Here is a 14,290-nt window from a genome sequence, read left to right as displayed (position 1 = left end):
TATTTATTATCGTTTGTGAGTGTTGATTGGTCAGTAGTGAAAGAGCATTTCAACTTTCCGCGCACTCCAGCCAACTTACTACAAAACTTCTGGGGCCAATGAAATGATCTTCATATAACCTTTATCACGAAGTTCTCTTGCAACGGGTCCGAAGATACGTGTACCACGTGGTTCATCAGCTGCGTTCAAGATCACTACTGCATTGTCATCAAAACGGATGTAAGAGCCGTCTTTACGACGCAGTTTGTTCGTTGTTCTTACGATTACTGCTTTAGCTACTGTGCCTTTTTTTATACCACCGGCTGGTATAGCGTCCTTTACGGTAACTACGATTTTGTCACCCACTTTTGCGTAACGCTGACCACTATTTCCCAATACACGGATACAAAGCACTTCTTTTGCGCCGCTATTATCCGCAACATTTAACCGGGATTCTTGCTGGATCATTTCAAAAACGATTTACGAATTACGAATTACGAAGTACGACTTTCATAATTCGTACTTCTTATTTGCGATTTCAACTAATTATTTCACTTTCTCGATAACTTCAACCAACCTCCAACGCTTAGTTTTGCTAAGGGGGCGAGTTTCCATAATCTTCACAACATCACCAATGCTGCACTCATTTTTTTCATCGTGAGCATGGAATTTGGTTGTTTTCTTTACGAACTTACCATAGATGGGGTGTTTTACCTTTCTTTCTACGGCAACAGTGATGGATTTAGTCATCTTGTTGCTGGTAACTACACCAATTCTGGTTTTTCTTAAGTTACGTTCTACTGCTGTAGTTGTATTTTCAGCCATTGTATTCAGTTTTTAGCTTCGAGCTTCGAGCTTCGAGCCACGGGCAAATCCTCGTTGCTCAGAGCTAATGACTCGTTACCTATGCCTCTAATTGTTTTTTTCTTAATTGTGTTTTCAAACGTGCTACTTCTCTACGCATGTTTCTGATGCTCATTGGATTTTCCAATGGAGTGATAGCATGTGCAAACTCAAGCTTTCTTAAGCGAATCTCATCTTCAGTGATCCTTGCTTGTAAATCTTCTACGCTCAGAGCCTGAATGCTTTTTTGGAAATCTACTTTCTTTGACATTTCAGTTAATTTGAAATTATTTATACGCCCATTAAGTCGTAGCGTTTAACAAACTTGGTTGCAATAGGTAATTTTCCTGCAGCCAGTTCCAATGCACCTTTTGCTACTTCTTCGGATACACCATCCAATTCGAAAAGGATACGACCTGGTTTTACAACGGCAGCCCAGAATTCAAGGTTACCTTTACCTTTACCCATACGTACTTCTAAAGGCTTACGGGTAATTGGCTTATCAGGGAAAATACGGATCCAAACATTACCTTCACGTTTCATATGACGTGTCATAGCCTGACGGGCAGCTTCGATCTGACGGTCAGTGATCCAATGGCTTTCCAAAGCTTTCAATGCATAAGAACCGAAGGAGATTGTAGCTCCTCTTTTAGCATCGCCCTTCATGCGACCTTTATGCATTTTCCTGTGCTTTGTTCTTTTCGGCTGTAACATTTATGTTTAATTTGAAAATTTGAAAATGAACGATCAAACAATTACTGATTGATCATTAACATATTTATTCATTATTGATGCTGGCCTCTTCCACCGCGACCTTTGCTGAAATCACGGCCTCCGCCACCACCTTGCCTTCTATCTCTTCCGAAATCACTTCTACCTTCTCTTCTATCTCTTCTGTCGCTTACTTCACTCTTACCACCAATGAAGTTTGGATTCAGGTCTCTCTTTGTCAATACTTCACCTTTACAGATCCATACTTTAATACCGATCTTTCCGTAAACTGTTAAAGCAAAAACATTTGCATAGTCGATATCCATACGAAAGGTATGCAAAGGAGTACGACCTTGCTTGATTTCTTCAGTACGGGCAATTTCAGCACCACCTAAACGGCCGCTAACTTTAATTTTGATACCTTCAGCACCCATGCGCAGTGCAGAAGCTATTGCCATTTTAATTGCGCGTTTGTAATTAATACGGTTTTCAATTTGACGAGCGATGGTGTCACCAACGATCATGGCATCCAGCTCAGGACGGCGAATTTCAAGAATGTTGATCTGAACATCGTCTTTGCCTGTCAGTTTCTTTAATTCTTCCTTGATTCTGTCCACTTCATTACCGCCCTTACCTATGATGATACCAGGCTTAGAAGTATGAATAGTAACGATTAGTTTTCCTAATGTTCTTTCAATAACTATTTTGGAAATACCACCTTTATTGATACGGGCATTCAGGTAGGTTCTGATTTTGTTATCCTCAATCAGTTTGGTTGCAAAATCTTTTTTATTACCATACCAGTTAGATTCCCATCCTCTGATGATACCTAACCTGTTACCTATAGGATTTGCTTTTTGACCCATGTTTTTTATTTGATAATGTGATAATTAGCTAATGATGTTGCAATCATCACTTTGTTTAATCTATTCTTTTTATTAGCACATTAGCTAATTATCGTATTAGCTAAATTTTTGCGTCAACAACTACAGTTACGTGATTACTTCTTTTACGTACACGGTATCCACGACCTTGAGGTGCTGGACGCATACGCTTTAAAGTTCTAGCACCATCAACGAAAATGGTTTTGATGTATAATCTGCCTTCATCACCGTTCTCGTTTCCTTGTTTCCAGTTGCTGATAGCGCTCAGAACCAATTTGCGAAGAGGTACTGCAGGGTGTTTAGCATTATGCTCTAATACAGCAAGTGCTTTTTCTACTTCCATACCACGAACCAAGTCAGCCAGTAAGCGCATCTTGCGTGGTGATGTAGGGTAATTGTTCAGTTTAGCTACTGCTTCCATTTTTATTATTATTTCTGATTGAGGGATTTTGTGATTTTGAGATATATATCAAATAATCCCGCAACCCCAAAATCTCAAAATTTCTTTTATCCTTTTTTACTTGAGTGTCCTTTGAAGTTTCTGGTTGGTGCAAATTCACCTAATTTGTGACCTACCATAAACTCTGTTACATAAACAGGAATGAATTTATTTCCATTATGTACAGCGAACGTATGCCCAACAAAATCAGGAGTAATTGTCGAACGGCGGCTCCAGGTTTTAATTACGCCTTTTTTTGCTTTTCCTTCATTTACAGCCAACACTTTATCTTCAAGATGTGCTGCTACATAAGGACCTTTTTTAATCGAACGAGCCATTGATATTTACGATTTACGATTTACGATTTTGATTTGTTTGTTAAATGGTCAATAATCAATTACAATCATTGACCATTCACCATTGATCATTCAATTATTTAGACAGTTTGCTGCCGTTGCTACGTTGAATGATTAATTTATCGCTACCTTTTCCTTTAGTTCTTGTTTTTTCACCCTTAGCGTATTTGCCAGTGCGAGAACGAGGATGGCCACCTGATGCACGGCCTTCACCACCACCCATTGGGTGATCTACAGGGTTCATAGCCACACCACGGTTGCGAGGTTTGATACCTTTCCAACGGTTTGCACCTGCTTTACCTTTGCTTTCCAGGTTGTGGTCGCTGTTAGAAGCCACACCTACAGTAGCATAGCAGTTGATCAAAACCTTTCTTAATTCACCACTTGGCATCTTAAGAACCGCATATTTTGTTTCCTTGTTCGAAAGCTGAGCGGAAGCACCAGCGCTACGGGCAATTTTACCACCTTGGCCAGGTTGCATTTCGATGTTGTGAACAACAGTACCCAAAGGCATGTTTTTCAATTGTAAAGCATTACCCAATTCAGGAGCTACTGCATCACCACTTACAACTGTTGCACCTACTTTCAGACCCTGTGGAGCGATGATGTATCTTTTTTCACCATCTGCATAATGTAACAAAGCGATGAAAGCAGAACGGTTTGGATCGTATTCGATCGTTGCTACAGTTGCAGGGATTTCTTTCTTATTGCGTTTGAAATCGATGACACGGTACATTTTCTTGTGACCGCCACCGATATAGCGCATTGCTCTGCGACCAGAAGAGTTACGTCCACCAGTTCCTTTTTTAAATTCAACCAATGATTTTTCTGGTTCATTGGTAGTGATTTCTGCGTATGCATTACCGATTCTCCAACGAGTACCGGCTGTCATCGGTTTATATTTCTTAAGTGCCATTTTTATTAACCCTTAAAGAGTATTTTGATATTTCTAAGAATCAAGACTTCTCGGCGCTTGTTACCATATTTTTATTTACTAGATCGTTGAATACAGATCGATTGTTTCGCCTTCAGCTACAGTTACCAGAGCTTTTTTGTATGCTGGCTTTTGACCTTGAACGAAACCTTTCTTTGTATAACGTGTTTTATTTTTTCCTGGAACAACAGCTGTATTTACGTCAATAACGTTCACACCATAAAACTGCTCAACAGCTTTCTTAATTTCCAGTTTGTTTGCTTTTCTTGCAACTTTGAAAGCATAACGGCGCAATTTGTCTTGCTGCTGATTTGCTTTTTCAGTTAAAATTGGTTTTACCAATATTTCAGAAGTTTTCATCTGATTTTAATTTGAGAATTTGACAATCTGCTTATTAGCTAATTATGCAGCTACTTCAGCTTCTTCACCAGCAAAAATTTTCGCCGCGCTTTCTGATAATACGATTACTTCTGAGTTCACAATATCATAAGTGTTGATATCGCTTAACAACACACCTAATACAGAAGGAATATTGCGAAGGCTCAGACTAACGTTGGTATTGTATTCCGGAGCAACATACAATGCTTTTTTATCAGCAACGTTGATGCTTCCCAATACATTCATGAAAGCCTTTGTTTTTGGAGTGTCGAAGTTCAGATCTTCCACCACAAAAATTGAATTTTCCTTAGCCTTGTGAGAAAGAGCTGAAATTTTAGCCAGGTCTTTTACTTTACGGTTAAGTTTGATATCATATTTGTGAGGCTTAGGTCCGAAGATAGTACCACCACCTTTATACAAAGGGTTGCGGATATTACCTTTACGAGAACCACCAGTACCTTTTTGACGGTGTAACTTGCGGCTAGCACCTTTTACTTCAGCCCTGGTTTTTACTTTATGCGTGCCTTGACGTTGAGCTGCCAGGTATTGTTTTACTGCGAGGTAGATTGCGTGGTTGTTCGGCTCGATTCCGAAGATTTCTTCGGGGAGTTCAACAGTTCTACCTGTTTTTTGTCCTTGTATATTTAATACTTCTACTTGCATGATTACTTCTGGATTAAAACGATTGAACCATTGTGGCCTGGAACAGAACCACTTACCAAGATGTAGTTTTTATCAGGGAAAATCTTAACGACTTTCAGGCCTTTAACTTTTACGCGGTCCTGACCCATACGGCCGGCCATGCGCATGCCTTTGAATACACGGCTAGGGTAAGAAGAACCACCGATAGAACCCGGAGCTCTTTGACGGTCGTGCTGGCCGTGAGAAGCTTCACCAACACCGCTGAATCCATGGCGTTTCACAACACCCTGGAAACCTTTACCTTTTGTAGTACCAACAACTTCAACTTTTTCGCCTTCAGCAAAAATGTCAACAGTGATGGTATCACCGATATTTTGTTCCTGATAGAAATTTCTGAATTCTTTTACACACTTTTTAGCCGGGGTACTGGCTTTAGCGAAGTGATTTTTCTCAGAGAGTAAAGTGTGTTTTTCTTTTTTATCGCCGTATGCGATCTGCAGGGCCGTATAGCCATCTGTCTCCTGCGTTTTCACTTGGGTTACAACGCATGGACCAGCTTCGATGATCGTGCAGGCGGTTTGTTTTCCGCTCGCATCGAACACACTGGTCATCCCAATTTTTTTACCAATGATTCCTTTCATTTTCTTACGGTTTTTCCCCGCAAGGTCATACAAGACATTCTCCGATGCTGATAGTCAAATCCTTTTTATCATCGAAGGGTCAATCCTGGTTTATCACCGACCTTTTCCTTTATCCGTCCTTGTAACGGGCCTTTGGCTTCAGAAGTACCGGCGACAAACAAACCTCGAAGGGCTTGTTTTATATGTTAACTCCATGTTCTTTTGGAACCGGAGAATATTACTATTTCAGAGCTCTTTTCTCTCATCGCTATTGATGAGATTGAGAGATGACATCTTTTATAAGAACTATCCGGATCCTACTTTATTCAATCCGGCAAATCCGCAACCGGAATAGAGCGATCCGCTGCTTCTACGCTTTGATCTCAACTTCAACACCGGAAGGCAAATCAAGCTTTGACAAAGCATCTACAGTTCTGGAAGAAGAAGTGTAGATATCAAGCAAACGCTTGTGAGTTGCTAACTGGAACTGCTCGCGGCTTTTCTTGTTTACGTGCGGAGAACGTAATACTGTAAAGATCTTTTTGCGTGTAGGCAAAGGAATTGGTCCCGTTACTACTGCACCTGTGCTACGAACAGTCTTTACTATTTTCTCTGCTGATTTGTCTACCAAATTGTGGTCGTAAGACTGTAATTTAATTCTGATTCTCTGTGACATAAGTCTTAACCCATTTTTGGAATGGGAGTGCAAAGGTAACGGTCTACATGAATATCAACAAAGTTTTCAAAACTTTTTTTCTTAAATAAAACCTTAAATGCAGTTACTTGCAGCCCTATTTACTCCTACAGACTATTATTTTGATGGAAAATAATTCTAATAAAGAAGGGAAAAGCAAAGGAAAGCTACTGAAGCTGATGCTTAAAATTGTAATTACGGCTCTTTGTTTTTGGTATATTTCCAAGAAGATCGACTTTTCGGATGTGTGGATCGCATTATTAAAAGCCAACTGGTTGCTTTTGGGAATTGCGGTTCTGCTGTATGCTCTATCGAAACTGTTGTCTGCCTTCCGTTTGAATATTTATTTCAGGAACATTTCACTTTTCATTTCAGAATGGGATAATATTAAGCTGTACTGGCTGGGCATGTTTTATAACTTGTTTTTGCCCGGAGCTATTGGCGGGGATGCGTATAAGGTTATTATTTTGAACAAGAAGTTTAAGGCTTCATATAAGAAGACTACCTCGGCTGTACTTTTGGACAGGTTCAGTGGATTATTGGCCTTAGGTGTTATTCTCTGTGCATACGCTATCGCCGTTATCAATGAGACGCTGGTTGATGCAGTTATGGTTAGTGGTGCATTTGTTGGGGTAGGGATTTTTTATTTGGCCATCAGATCCTTTTTCAAAGACTTTATAGCAGGCTTCTGGCCTACTTTCTTTTGGGGCCTTGCCGTTCAGCTTTGCCAGGTGATCTGTATCTATTTTATTATGGCGAGTTTAGGAGTTCCCCTACAGCACGAATGGATTCTCATCTTTTTACTGGCGTCGATTGTTTCTGTGTTTCCTGTTTCTCTTGGAGGTGGGCTAGGAACAAGGGAATTGGTGTTTGCTGAAGGAGCACGTTTTTTCCATTTAGACCCTCACATCGGGGTCATTATTAGCCTGCTTTTTTATTTGTGCAATGTATTAAGCTGTGTTTGGGGTGCCTATTATATTTTTAATGATCCCCTAAAGAATGTGGATGTACCTGCTGGTGTGGCGGATTTGCAGCCAGAGGTATCTGAAAAAGGATTTTGAGATTTGGAGTTTGAGGTCTGGAGTTTGGAGTTGGAAGTTGGGGAGCAAAACTTGGAAAGTGGGGGTTGGTTTTGTACCTTTAGGACCAGTTCCATTAACTCCATTAAAGGCTTTGAAGGCGTTCTGCCTATAGGTTGATTTCCCCTTATTTATGAGCATTTGCTCCATTCAGATCGAAGCATAGTCGAAAGATGGTCGAAGGATGATCGAAGGATGGTCGAAGTAGCATCGGCTTAGGTATGCTTAAAGTATACCTAAAGTACGCCTATGGTACGGCTATGGTACGGCTTAAGTATGGGGTAAGTAGGGGGAATGGAGGGATGCTGTTGGAATACTCTAGCTCTACTTTAAGTATACTTAAGGTATACTGATGGTATACTGAAGCAACGAAGGTTGAGTTTATTTTTTGGAGACAGAGAGCGTGGAAGACTAGGATTCGTGCATAGAGAAAATCTGCACCTTGTTATAAAATAAAAAAGGCCGTCCTTGTATTTTAGGACAGCCCATAGGTTTATAAAATATAATTAAGAGTTCCTGATCTGTATTACTTCAATTTTAATGTATCAACAGTTGTAACCTTGCCGATGGTGACACTGATGCCGGTTTTTACCTGTTTAGCTAAGGTTGTATCTGAGGGAAGGAAATGCAAATCATAAGTGCCAGGATTCAGGCCTTTGATCAGGTAGCCACCTGACAAGCTAAAGGTGCTAGCGACAGTATCCGGACCTTGAATGGCTAATATTGCAGTTTGAATGGAATCTGGTTTGATATAACCCTTGATGGTACCGCCTGCTGCTTCAAGGATAGTACGGATCACTGGCTTCAGCATAAACTTGCCATTTCCAGTTTGATGGATTGATTTTGCTACATCAAAATCCAAATGAAGCTTGTATATGATATCACCTGTTACGTCCTGATGAATATTCAATTTCAAACCTGATTGCTGGGCACTTGGCGTTTCCAGCTTGATAGTAGAGCCATTCACCTTTACATAATTGTTAGGTCCTAATATCAGCCTGATCTGTTCTATTTTTCCTGTGGGCATTTCAGCATCCGCCAACATGGTATCCTTGTCGTTTACCAGCTTAAGGACATCATAGGTTCCTCTTTTTACATTATTAAGGCTTTCCCATCCCTCGTTCTCGTTGGAGGTATAGTTCACTAAAATATCCTGAACATCAATCAGGACTTCATCATAATCACCGGGATCATCGGTCAAGTATACTTGTAAACGAGCTTTACCATTAGATTCATTCTTAGAGCAAGAGATAAATGAGAGCGAAAGTGATACAACTAAAACAGCTAAGAGCAGTTTTGTGATTTTCATAAAGTAAGGTTTTCGCGAAACTCTGCAAAAAAGGGACCAAACTGTTAAAAAAAGAGAAACAATATCCTAAAGCAAATAAAGACTTTATAATCGCCTAATGGAAACACCTAACTAATAAAAAGAGGCTGCCTCAAACTTTTAAAACAGCCTCTTTCTAATCTCTCCATTAGTCTTTCATAGCCATTACTGGCTCTCGGATATATAAGGTTTAAAAACGGGACATTTCGTACGAATTATTTATTATAAACAAAATAAATACCTGTTTATTGTGTCAGGCTGACCTAAATTATTAAGTTTCTTTACAAACTGTATTTCCAGCGTATTTCCTGACTAATTAACCTTAAAAACAACAAATGCCCTGATTAAAAGTTCAATGAAGGTGCAGGCAGGTATTTATAGCTGAGCATATATTTTAATTGATCAGATCACTTGCAAGAATGAAAAAGGCTGTCTCAAATTATGAGACAGCCCTTCAGTATAACTAAATGCTTATAATCAATTACTCAGCACTTACTTTGCCTTTGCTCTTAGCAATCACTTCTTCAGCGATGTTGTTTGGAGCTGGAGCATAGTGAGAGAACTCCATGGTAGAAGATGCACGACCAGAAGACAGAGAACGAAGTTGGGTCACATAACCGAACATTTCGCTCAGCGGAACTTTTGCTTTGATCACCTGAACACCTGCACGTGTATCCATACCTTCCAGCATACCACGACGACGGTTCAAGTCACCAGTAACATCACCCATATATTGATCAGGAGTCAACACTTCAACTTTCATGATCGGTTCGAGTAATACCGGTTTTGCTTTGCGAGCTGCTTCACGGAAACCTTGCCTTGCACAAAGTTCGAATGACATTGCATCAGAGTCAACCGCGTGGAAGCTACCATCATATACACGGATCTTCATATTATCAACCGGGTAGCTAGCCAGTACACCTGTAGTCATCGCTTGTTCGAAACCTTTCTGGATTGCAGGAACGAACTCGCGTGGGATAGAACCACCGAAGAGATCATTGACAAACTGGTACTTCTTATCAGGATTTTCTTTTACAAACTCCTCATCAATTGGTCCAAGGTTGAACATGATATCGGCAAATTTACCACGACCACCTGATTGTTTTTTTAGTACTTCCCTGTGTTCAACAGTATTTTGGAAAGCTTCTTTATAAGCAACCTGGGGAGCACCCTGGTTTACTTCTACTTTGAACTCACGACGCATACGATCTACGATGATCTCCAGGTGCAACTCACCCATACCACGAAGGATGGTTTGTCCTGTTTCTTCATCTGTATTTACGCGCAGTGTAGGATCTTCTTCTACCAGCTTGGCAATAGCCATACCCATTTTATCAACGTCGGCCTGAGTTTTAGGCTCAACGGCGATAGCGATCACCGGCTCTGGAATAAACATGTTTTCCAGAACGATTGGGTGATTTTCGTCACAAAGGGTATCACCGGTTTTAATTTCCTTGAAACCAACAGCAGCACCGATATCACCAGCTTCGATGAAGTCGATTGGGTTCTGCTTGTTAGCGAACATTTTCATGATACGAGAGATACGCTCTTTCTTACCGCTTCTTACGTTCAATACATAAGAACCTGCATCCAGGTGACCGGAATAAGCGCGGAAGAACGCCAGACGACCTACGAAAGGATCGGTCATGATTTTGAAAGCCAAAGCTGCAAAAGGTTCTTTTGCATCAGGCTTACGGGTCAATTCTTCACCTGTATTAGGATCTGTACCAACAATAGCTTCTACATCAGCAGGAGAAGGCAGGTAACGACAAACGGCATCCAAAGCAGTTTGTACACCTTTGTTTTTGAAAGAAGAACCGCACATCATAGGAACGATGCTCAGGTCGATAGTAGCCTTGCGAATAGCTTCATGAATTTCATCCTCAGAGATAGTGTCTGGGTTGTCGAAGAATTTCTCCATCAGCGTATCATCGTACTCGGCAACAGCCTCGATCAGTTGGCTTCTCCAGTATTCCACTTCTTCTTTCATATCATCCGGAACAGGAATTTCATCGAAGGTCATACCTTCAGTTTCCATGTGCCAAATGATACCTTTGTTTGTGATCAGGTCCACAACGCCTTTGAAGTTGTCTTCAGCGCCGATTGGTAATTGCAGGGGAACAGCTTTAGCACCCAGCATTTCACGAACCTGGTTCACTACCATCAGGAAGTCAGCTCCTGAACGGTCCATTTTATTTACGAAACCGATACGAGGAACGCGGTAACGGTTTGCCTGGCGCCATACAGTTTCAGACTGAGGTTCCACACCGTCAACGGCAGAGAACAAGGCAATCAGACCATCCAATACACGCATAGAACGCTCTACTTCTACAGTAAAGTCCACGTGTCCCGGAGTATCGATAATGTTGAAATAATATTTTTTAGTGTTTGCATCGGCCTTTCCTTTAACAGTAGGGAAGTTCCACTGGCAGCTTACAGCAGCAGAGGTAATCGTGATACCTCTTTCCTTTTCCTGTTCCATCCAGTCGGTGGTAGCGGCGCCATCATGCACCTCACCGATTTTGTGGATCATACCTGTGTAGCGCAGGATACGCTCGGTTGTAGTGGTTTTACCCGCATCGATGTGGGCCGCAATACCAAAATTGCGTTGAAATCTCAAGTCTGCCATGATTATTAATTGTTGTAATGTTGTGTTTTACTTGTTGTGGGATACCAATCAGCGATCCTTGCTGAAACAGTTGATTCCACACTCTTTTCTTCTATTTTACAAAAAAGAGGTGCAAAGGTAAGAAAATGCAAAATATATCCATATTTCCTTTATTCAATGTTTGTTAAAGATGGTCTTCAAAGGATAGTTTAACAAATTGGGACGGAAAATGAGTAGGCCGAAACATTGTTTGAAGGAGTAAGCTATCTGATATTTAGAGATCATTCAAACAAAAAAGAAGCATAGAATAATTCATTCCGTTTGTATTCATTTCGATATTTATTATCATTATTGTATCATTTATAGCTTCTTCAAAGTTCAGTAAACATCAGGCTGATATCGGGACCAGACAGATTTACTATTGCTATATAGAACACCTAATTTAGTTTAGATCGTTAAGCATATTACATTAAATGATCATTAAGTTTATGGTAGCATCAACCTGCCATCTATGTTGTATCTATTGAGCAAGTTTACTTCTCATTTACTGTTATATAATCATCAAATGTGGCTGCGATGATATTAATCTATATAAATCTACAAATCATGTTCGCATAATTTTTGCAATTCATTATCAAGATTGTAATTTCAACTTTTGAATTTTTTTTCTTATTACTAAACCCTTTTTATTCTCATTAAAAACCCATTAAAATGGCAAAAGCAACAAAGAAAGCTGCCACTAAGCAAGTAAGCAAAAGTGCTGGTGGCAGAACTGCAGCTAAAAGCGCATCCAAGGCAGCAAGCCAGTCGCGCGGAGTTGCAGGAAAAGCAGCCAAATCTGTAAAATCTGCTTCTAAAGGTGCCAGCAAAAGCGCAAAAGCAGCACGTCCTGCAAGCAAAGCTGCTGCAAGTGCAAAAGGCCTTGGAAAAGCAAAAGCTGCTAAAGGAGCTGCTGCTCGTGGCGGATCTGCAAAGAGTGTAGCTTCACGCGGAGGATCAAGTGCAGCACGCAGTGTAAAAGGTATGGCTAAAAAATCGCCAGTAGCTGGACGTTCAGTTAAAGGTGTTGCCTCCAGAGGAACTAGTGTTAAAGCAGCATCCAAAGGACGTGTTACAGCTCCCAAAGCTGCAAAAGCAGCAAAAGGTGTTAAAGCTGTAAAAGCTGTAAAAAGTGTAAAAGCGGCTAAAGGTGCAGCTGGTAAAGGTGTAAAAGGCGCAGCATTCCGCGGAACAGCAAAATCAGTAAGTGCCAAAGGCGCTTCTTCAATAAAGAAAGGTGCAACTATAAAGAAAGGTGCAGCTGTTAAAGGTGCCGCTAGCAGAGTTAAAGCTGCTAAAGGAGCAAGCGTAAAAGGCGCTGCTTTAAAAGGCACAAAAGCTGCTAAAGGTGTTGGCATCAAGAGCATTAAAGGAGCGAAAAGTGTAAGCAAAGGAACTAAAGCAGTTAGTGTTAAAAAAGCTGGTAAAGCTGTAAGCACTAAAAGTATCAAAGGCGCAGCTGTTAAGTCAGCAAAAGCCGCTAAATCTGTAAGCAAAGGAACCAAAGCAGTTAGTGCAAAAAGTGTAAGCAAAGGCACAAAGGCTGCCAGTGTAAAAAGCGTCAGCAAAGGAACTAAAGCTGTGAGTGTTAAAAAAGCAGTTAGTGTTAAAGGAGCTGGTAAAGCTGTAAGCACTAAGAGCATCAAAGGCGCAGCTGTTAAGTCAGCAAAAGCCGCTGCACCTAAAAGTGCAATTGGAAGCCGTAGTGCCGTAGTTAAGAAGAGTGCAGCACGTCCAAAAGCGAGTGTAAATGGAGGACGTAAAGCAGCATCTGAAGAGCCACGCATATCACCTGTTCCTACTACAGGAACTCAATATGAAGGTTCGGATATTTCTACAGGAACACAAACTCCTGAAGGTATCACTACTCCTACAGACCTGGAATCTCCAGCAACACCTGAAGCTCCTGAAACAGGAGAAACTCCGCAAACCGGAGGAATGGGCAGCACCCCATCTGAAGAAGGTGATAATGCTTAATATATAAGATAGTTCAATAACTCGAAATCCCGCACAAGCGGGATTTTTTTATGCCAATTCCATTATGGTAATAACATAAAAAAGAGGTAGCTTCTGGTTAGAAGCCACCTCTCCTATTATAATTAGCTACGAAAAAAGTTCGTTATACTCTGAAGTGTGCAAAAGCTTTGTTTGCCTCGGCCATACGGTGAGTATCTTCTTTCTTTTTGAAAGCAGCGCCTTCACCTTTAGCAGCAGCAACGATTTCGTTTGCCAGTTTATCCGCCATGCTACGGCCATTTCTTTCACGGCTATAACGGATCAACCATTTAATGCTCAAAGAAATTTTCCTATCAGCGCGAACTTCTGCAGGAATTTGGAAGGTAGCACCACCAATACGACGGCTGCGCACTTCTACGGCAGGCGTTACATTGGACAAAGCTCTTTTCCAAATTTCATAACCGTCTTCGCCGGTTGTTTTTGCTACTTTTTCAAGAGCATTGTAAAAAATATCAAAAGCTACGCTCTTTTTACCTTCCCACATAATGTTGTTTACAAAACGGGTAACCAGCTTATCGTTAAAACGAGGATCTGGAGCCAGAGGTAATTTTTTTGCTTGTGACTTACGCATCGTATCACTATTTTATGGATTATAACAGGAACTCCTGATAAACCCTTTTAATTTGAATTTTATAACTGTCAGGTTATTGAATAACCTGGCTTATCTGAAATTATTTTTTCTTAGCTGGAGCTGCTTTAGCACCGCCTTTATCTTTTTTAGTTCCGTATTTAGAACGGCTT

17 protein-coding genes are annotated in these 14,290 nt (G+C 40.7%); 2 read left to right on the top strand and 15 right to left on the bottom strand.

Features of this window, described 5'->3' with window-relative positions:
- Positions 1-78 precede the first annotated feature (78 nt).
- The 12 genes from rplN to rpsJ all read right to left on the bottom strand — a co-directional run bounded on the left by rplN (position 79) and on the right by rpsJ (position 6,462).
- Complete coding sequence (rplN, locus tag OCK74_RS10335) at positions 79-447, bottom strand: 50S ribosomal protein L14 (RefSeq protein ID WP_279296957.1); 369 nt, start codon at positions 445-447, stop codon at positions 79-81.
- A 78-nt stretch (positions 448-525) separates the two neighbouring features.
- Positions 526-804 carry a 30S ribosomal protein S17 gene (rpsQ, locus tag OCK74_RS10330; RefSeq protein ID WP_279296956.1) on the bottom strand — a complete coding sequence of 93 codons (279 nt, stop codon included), beginning with the start codon at positions 802-804 and terminating at the stop codon, positions 526-528.
- 79 nt (positions 805-883) lie between these two features.
- Entirely contained in the window at positions 884-1,093 is a 210-nt protein-coding gene (gene rpmC, locus OCK74_RS10325) for a 50S ribosomal protein L29 (RefSeq protein ID WP_279296955.1), read from the bottom strand.
- Between the two features lie 20 nt (positions 1,094-1,113).
- The gene (rplP, locus tag OCK74_RS10320; RefSeq protein ID WP_279296954.1) at positions 1,114-1,536 is read right to left on the bottom strand and encodes a 50S ribosomal protein L16; all 423 of its coding nucleotides are present in this window, start codon (positions 1,534-1,536) and stop codon (positions 1,114-1,116) included.
- Positions 1,537-1,607: 71 nt separating this feature from the next.
- On the bottom strand, positions 1,608-2,399 hold the full coding sequence (gene rpsC, locus OCK74_RS10315) for a 30S ribosomal protein S3 (protein ID WP_279296953.1): 792 nt from the start codon (positions 2,397-2,399) through the stop codon (positions 1,608-1,610).
- Between the two features lie 100 nt (positions 2,400-2,499).
- The gene (rplV, locus tag OCK74_RS10310) at positions 2,500-2,838 is read right to left on the bottom strand and encodes a 50S ribosomal protein L22 (protein ID WP_279296952.1); all 339 of its coding nucleotides are present in this window, start codon (positions 2,836-2,838) and stop codon (positions 2,500-2,502) included.
- An 86-nt stretch (positions 2,839-2,924) separates the two neighbouring features.
- Positions 2,925-3,194: a 30S ribosomal protein S19 gene (gene rpsS / locus OCK74_RS10305; RefSeq protein ID WP_279296951.1), complete on the bottom strand. Its 270-nt coding sequence runs from the start codon at positions 3,192-3,194 to the stop codon at positions 2,925-2,927.
- A 94-nt stretch (positions 3,195-3,288) separates the two neighbouring features.
- Positions 3,289-4,128 (bottom strand): 50S ribosomal protein L2, encoded by an 840-nt coding sequence (rplB, locus tag OCK74_RS10300; protein WP_279296950.1) that lies wholly within the window; start codon positions 4,126-4,128, stop codon positions 3,289-3,291.
- A 78-nt stretch (positions 4,129-4,206) separates the two neighbouring features.
- A complete protein-coding gene (gene rplW / locus OCK74_RS10295; protein WP_279296949.1) occupies positions 4,207-4,506 on the bottom strand; it encodes a 50S ribosomal protein L23 in 300 nt (99 codons plus the stop codon).
- Between the two features lie 42 nt (positions 4,507-4,548).
- Complete coding sequence (gene rplD / locus OCK74_RS10290; protein WP_279296948.1) at positions 4,549-5,187, bottom strand: 50S ribosomal protein L4; 639 nt, start codon at positions 5,185-5,187, stop codon at positions 4,549-4,551.
- A gap of 2 nt (positions 5,188-5,189) precedes the next feature.
- A complete protein-coding gene (gene rplC, locus OCK74_RS10285) occupies positions 5,190-5,807 on the bottom strand; it encodes a 50S ribosomal protein L3 (RefSeq protein WP_279296947.1) in 618 nt (205 codons plus the stop codon).
- Between the two features lie 349 nt (positions 5,808-6,156).
- A complete protein-coding gene (gene rpsJ, locus OCK74_RS10280; RefSeq protein ID WP_028787065.1) occupies positions 6,157-6,462 on the bottom strand; it encodes a 30S ribosomal protein S10 in 306 nt (101 codons plus the stop codon).
- 143 nt (positions 6,463-6,605) lie between these two features.
- Between rpsJ and OCK74_RS10275 the strand changes: the two genes are divergently transcribed.
- Complete coding sequence (locus tag OCK74_RS10275; protein ID WP_279296946.1) at positions 6,606-7,541, top strand: lysylphosphatidylglycerol synthase transmembrane domain-containing protein; 936 nt, start codon at positions 6,606-6,608, stop codon at positions 7,539-7,541.
- A 544-nt stretch (positions 7,542-8,085) separates the two neighbouring features.
- Here OCK74_RS10275 and OCK74_RS10270 read toward each other — a convergent pair.
- Both OCK74_RS10270 and fusA read right to left on the bottom strand, forming a co-directional pair.
- Entirely contained in the window at positions 8,086-8,868 is a 783-nt protein-coding gene (locus OCK74_RS10270) for a DUF4382 domain-containing protein (protein WP_279296945.1), read from the bottom strand.
- A 499-nt stretch (positions 8,869-9,367) separates the two neighbouring features.
- Positions 9,368-11,515: an elongation factor G gene (fusA, locus tag OCK74_RS10265; RefSeq protein ID WP_279296944.1), complete on the bottom strand. Its 2,148-nt coding sequence runs from the start codon at positions 11,513-11,515 to the stop codon at positions 9,368-9,370.
- 690 nt (positions 11,516-12,205) lie between these two features.
- Here fusA and OCK74_RS10260 point away from each other — a divergent pair.
- A complete protein-coding gene (locus OCK74_RS10260; protein ID WP_279296943.1) occupies positions 12,206-13,510 on the top strand; it encodes a hypothetical protein in 1,305 nt (434 codons plus the stop codon).
- Between the two features lie 142 nt (positions 13,511-13,652).
- On the opposite strand, the gene rpsG is transcribed toward OCK74_RS10260, so the two are convergent.
- The gene (rpsG, locus tag OCK74_RS10255; RefSeq protein WP_279296942.1) at positions 13,653-14,120 is read right to left on the bottom strand and encodes a 30S ribosomal protein S7; all 468 of its coding nucleotides are present in this window, start codon (positions 14,118-14,120) and stop codon (positions 13,653-13,655) included.
- Positions 14,121-14,290: the final 170 nt, after the last annotated feature.

The sequence above is a fragment of the Paraflavisolibacter caeni genome (assembly GCF_025628885.1).
Taxonomy (GTDB): Bacteria; Bacteroidota; Bacteroidia; order Chitinophagales; family Chitinophagaceae; genus Flavisolibacter; species Flavisolibacter caeni.
The sequence above is the reverse complement of the archived record's forward strand: the minus strand, read 5'-3'. Positions and strand labels throughout refer to the sequence as shown.